Source organism: Rhodopila globiformis (assembly GCF_002937115.1).
Classification (GTDB): Bacteria; Pseudomonadota; Alphaproteobacteria; order Acetobacterales; family Acetobacteraceae; genus Rhodopila; species Rhodopila globiformis.
The window spans coordinates 1-4,657 of record NZ_NHRY01000110.1 but is presented as its reverse complement, the minus strand read 5'-3'; the positions used below and the strand labels follow the sequence as shown (position 1 = coordinate 4,657).

The 4,657-nt window shown below is 68.6% G+C and carries 5 protein-coding genes; 4 read left to right on the top strand and 1 reads right to left on the bottom strand.

Annotated features, from left to right (window positions below):
• From CCS01_RS10960 to CCS01_RS10945, 4 genes are all read left to right on the top strand, one after another.
• Positions 1-694 (top strand): DUF7146 domain-containing protein (locus CCS01_RS10960; protein ID WP_193540126.1); only part of this gene is annotated, 694 nt, incomplete at its 5' end.
• 56 nt (positions 695-750) lie between these two features.
• A complete protein-coding gene (locus tag CCS01_RS10955) occupies positions 751-1,998 on the top strand; it encodes a tyrosine-type recombinase/integrase (protein ID WP_204848222.1) in 1,248 nt (415 codons plus the stop codon).
• Positions 1,995-2,945, top strand: coding sequence for a tyrosine-type recombinase/integrase (locus tag CCS01_RS10950; RefSeq protein ID WP_104518860.1), 951 nt, complete (start codon positions 1,995-1,997; stop codon positions 2,943-2,945). Before CCS01_RS10955 ends, CCS01_RS10950 begins: the two co-directional genes overlap by 4 nt.
• The gene (locus CCS01_RS10945) at positions 2,938-3,933 is read left to right on the top strand and encodes a tyrosine-type recombinase/integrase (protein WP_104518863.1); all 996 of its coding nucleotides are present in this window, start codon (positions 2,938-2,940) and stop codon (positions 3,931-3,933) included. Before CCS01_RS10950 ends, CCS01_RS10945 begins: the two co-directional genes overlap by 8 nt.
• 24 nt (positions 3,934-3,957) lie before the next feature.
• On the opposite strand, the gene CCS01_RS10940 is transcribed toward CCS01_RS10945, so the two are convergent.
• A partial coding sequence (locus CCS01_RS10940) for a DUF7146 domain-containing protein (protein ID WP_104518862.1) occupies positions 3,958-4,657 on the bottom strand: 700 nt, incomplete at its 5' end.

The window sequence follows — 4,657 nt, the reverse complement described above, 5'->3', positions numbered from 1 at the left end:
GCGGGGCTCGCCCGAAGCAGCACGACGGCTCTGGGCCATGGCGAAGCCGCTCGCCGGCACCTTGGCCGAGGCTTACCTTCACGCCCGCGGGATCACGGACCTGAGGGGTTGTGAGACTCTCCGCTTCCACCCGCACTGCTGGTATCGCGGCGGCGATGACGACCTCCGTGACCAGGCTCGGGACGCCTGGCCCGCGCTGATCGCGGCGGTCACGGCGCTCGATGGCGCGATAACCGGCGTGCATCGCACCTGGCTGGATCCGGCATCAGCCGGCAAAGCGCCGGTCTCGACGCCCCGCCGCGCCATGGGCCTGCTGCTCGGCAGCGCCGTTCGGTTCGGCCGCGCGGTCGACGTCATGATCGCAGGAGAAGGGCTCGAAACGATCCTCTCGCTTCGGCAGGTCATGCCCTCGATGCCGGCGGCGGCCGCGCTCTCGGCCAACCACCTCGCCGCGCTCGAACTGCCCGCCGGATTACGACGGCTCTACCTCGCGCGAGACGACGATCCCGCCGGACACCGTGCCGTGGAGACCCTGGCCGATCGCGCGCGTGCCGCTGGCGTCGAGGCGCTGACGCTCGTGCCAGCGCTGAACGACTTCAACGAGGACCTGCGCCAGCTCGGCGCCGAGGTGCTGAAGAACGGACTGTGCGCCCAGCTCGCGCCGGACGATAGGCCTCGCGTGCGATCAACATAGCTTCCGCCGCCCCGCTCCGTCGGCAAGCTCAAGCCTCCAACAACATGGAGGCCAACGTGTTCGACGACATCTTCTTCACCCACACTGCCGAGAGGTATCGCGCGGCGTCGCTCGCGGAGCAGCGGGAACGATACCTCGTTCATCTCAAGGCGACCGGCGCGAGACGATCGACCTTGCGAAAGTGCGCCAACGATCAGCTGAGCTTGGTGCGCCTTCTGGACCTTGAAGATGGCGACCGGGTGAGCCCGTCGCAGATTGAGGCTGCTGCAGTGCTGTGGTCGCAGCCGAGGGGACGCCGCTGCGATCGGACCGCGTCGCCCAAGACGCGCGATCGCTTCGTCAGCCACGGTGTTCGATGGCTCAACTTCCTGGACTGGCTTGATGAACCCGACGACCGTCGCCATCCGCATGACGCCGAGGTCCGCGCCTTCGAGCGGTGGATGCGCGAGGAACGCGGTCTCTCCGCGGCGACCGTGCACGACTATTGTCGGGCTGCCGACCGCTTCTTCGTATGGCTGGCGGGAAGAGGCACACCGCTGATTGCCGTCGGGATGACCGACATCGACGATGCCGTAGCGGCGGAGTACGGGCGAGGCGCCTGGGGCCGCCGGACGAGACACGATTATGCCCAGCGTCTGAGGGCGTTCTTCTTGTTCGCCGAGACGCGCGGCTGGTGCCGAGCGGGCCTCCCCGCAGGCATCGTGGCGCCCCGGTTCATGGCCGACGAGACCGTGCCGAAGGGGCTGCCGCGCGAGGATGTCGTGCGCCTGCTGGCGTCGGTTGGAGGCGATCGCCCGGTCGACAAGCGCGATCGGGCTATCCTGATGCTGTTCATCGGGTACGGGCTTCGGACCGGAGAGGTCGGCGGGCTGCGGCTGGACGATCTGGACTGGGAGAACGCCATGCTTCGGGTCCGCTGCCCGAAACCGGGCCGGACCCATCTGTGGCCGCTGTCGCAGGGCGTGGGTCACGCCATCCTACGCTACATCAGGCAGGCCCGGCCGTCCGGCTTCGGGCGCAGTCTCTTCTTCACGACGCACGCACCGATCCGGCCGCTCGACCGAAAAGCCCTGGGCAAAATGGTCCGCGACCGGCTGGCGGGCATCGGCGTCGTCACCGGCCGACGCGGGGCCCACGCCCTTCGGCATGCCGCGGCCCAGCACCTCCTGGATCGGGGCACGTCGATGAAGGTGATCGGGGACTTCCTCGGCCATCGCGATCCGTCCTCCACCACGATCTACGCCAAGGTCGATCTCGCCGCGCTTCGCGAGGTGGCCGCTCTCGACCTGGAGGGCCTGGCATGATCCTGCGCGAGGCGATGGAACGCTATGTGCTCTGGCGACGAGCTCATGGCGCGAAGTTCACAACCGGGGCGAACCTCTTGCGCCAGTTCCTTGACCATGCCGATGGCGACGCCGCCTGCGACGCGGTCACCACGGGGCAGGTCCTCGCCTACCTGGCGGGCGAGGGCCCGCCGACGCGTCACCGCGAGAATAGGTACTATGCGCTCGCCGGCTTCTGGCGGCACGCGATCAGCCGCGGCCATGCGGTCCGCTCGCCCATGCCGGTCGACGCGCCGAGTTCGCCCGTTCGGGCGCCGCCCTACATCTACTCGCGCGATGAGCTTGCGCGCCTCTTCGATCCCGCGACCGTAGAGGCAAGCCGGCGCGGCGCGGTCCAGCTGGATGCGGTGACGTTCCGCACCCTGCTTCTCGTGCTGTACGGGGCGGGGTTACGCTTCGGGGAGGCGACCCGCCTCGCCTTGGGCGACGTCGATCTGGCGAACGCCGTCCTGACCATCCGGGCCACGAAGTTCTACAAGAGCCGGCTGGTCCCGGTCGGACCCCAGCTTGCGACGGTGCTGGACAACCACGTGTCCCAGAACCGGCAAGCCGGGCTTGCCCAAGACGAGAACGCCTTGCTCTTGGCGAACCAGGACGGAACTCGGCTCGCTAGCAGCACCGTGCAGGCCGCGTTCGACACGCTCAGGCGCGTCGCCGGGATCCACCGCGCGGCAGGTGGTCGGAAGGTCCCGCGCCTACACGACCTTCGGCACAGCTTCGCGGTCCATCGCCTGACGAGTTGGTATCGGCAGGGCGCCGATGTGCAACGGCTGCTGCCGGTGCTCTCCACCTATCTCGGTCACGCCGATCTGGAGGGCACGAAGGTCTATCTGTCGATGACGCCGGAGCTGCTGGAACAGGCGTCGCTGCGGTTCGCCCACTATGCGGCGGGAGGTCGGCATGCCTGACCTCGCAATCCTCGGCCCCTGGCTCCGCCGGTTCCTCACCGAGCACATCGTCACCGAACGCAATCTCGCCCGGAACACCCGCAAGAGCTACCGCGACACCTTCAGCCTGTTGCTTCCCTTCGTCAGCCGGAAGGCGCGCAAGCCCGTCGATCGGCTGGCCGTATCGGACCTCACGTCCGGACACGTGCTGCAGTTCCTCGCCCATCTCGAGACGGATCGAGGTTGCTCCGCGCGGACCCGCAATCAGCGGCTTGCCGCCATACGGGCGTTCGCGCGCTTCATCGGCAGCCGGGACCCGGCCCTTGTCGAATGGTGCGGTCACATCCGGGCCATCGCGTCGAAGAGGTCCATGCCGCCGCCGGTCGGATGGCTGACCCGGGCGGAGATGGAGGCGATGCTGGCGACGCCCGACCGCAAGACCCGGCGCGGCCGGAGCGAGTACGCGCTTCTGCTCTTCCTCTACAACACCGGCGCAAGAGTCTCCGAAGCCACCCAGCTGAGGGTGCGCGATCTGCAGATCGGGTCGCAGAACGGCGCCCACGATCTCGCGACCCTGCACGGCAAAGGCGGCAGGACGCGCCAGTGCCCGCTGTGGCCGGAAACCGAGCGCGTTCTGGTGGACGAGATCACCGGTCGCGCGGGCGAGGACGCCGTGTTCGTCAGCCGGCTCGGGACGCCGTTCACCCGCTTCGGGGTCCATCGCTTCATCGAGCGTTGTGCGGCCAAAGTCCCGGAGCTGGCCGGTCGAACGATAACCCCACACGTGATCCGGCATACCACGGCCTGTCACCTCGTCCTCGCCGGCGTGGACATCAACACCATCCGCGCCTGGCTCGGACACGTCTCGATCAGCACGACCAACATCTATGCCGAAATCGACCTCACGCTGAAGGCCAACGCCGTCGCGCTCTGCGAGGTGGGGCAGCCACGGCCCGCTCGCTCATGGAAGGAGGACAAGGACCTCATGGCCTTCCTGAAGGCCTTGTGAGTCGGGGACGGGCGCCGGCTTCGGTCACCCTGTCCTGGCCATCCTCCGGCGCATGAAGCGGACCGCATCTTGCGGCGCGAGCTGGGTGCGCACCGACGCCCGAACGGCGCCGGAGCCGAACTCGAGCAGGTCCTCGTTGAAGTCCCCAAGTTGCGGGGAAAGGACCAGCGCCTCGAAGCCAGCGGCTTCGGCTGCCTCGGTGAGCGCCGCGACCGCCGTCTCGCCTGCGGCATCGGCATCGCGCGCGATGTAGAGCCGACGGAGCGCTGGCGGGAACTGGAGAGCAGCGAGATGGCTGGCTGAGAGGGCGGCCGCCATGGGCATGGCGGGCATCACGGATCGCAGCGACAACATCGTCTCGATGCCCTCGCCGGCAGCGAGGACGTCGCCGGCCGCGCCGAACCGAACGGCATGGCCGAGTAGAACGCCCATGGCTCGTCGCGGCGTGTCGATCGGCGCCTTGCCCAAGCCGTCCGGGGCAAGCCAGGTGCGATGTACGCCCGTGATGGCGCCGGAAAGATCGGTGACGGCCGCGATCATCGCCGGCCAGGTCTCGGTCGGCGCATGCTCGTCCGGGCGATAGTAGCACCGAGGATGAAACCGTAGCGCGCCCGCATGATGGATGGTCTCAATCCCGCGAGCGCGCAAGTAGGTGTCGGCCAAGGTGCCGGCGAGCGGCTTCGCCATGGCCCAGAGCCGTCGTGCTGCTTCGGGCGAGCCCCGT

Bases quoted from the DNA above. Each gene is read 5' to 3' on its own strand.
- CCS01_RS10950 (WP_104518860.1), top strand. From the start codon at position 1,995: ATGATCCTGCGCGAGGCGATGGAACGCTATGTGCTCTGGCGACGAGCT.
- CCS01_RS10945 (WP_104518863.1), top strand. From the start codon at position 2,938: ATGCCTGACCTCGCAATCCTCGGCCCCTGGCTCCGCCGGTTCCTCACC.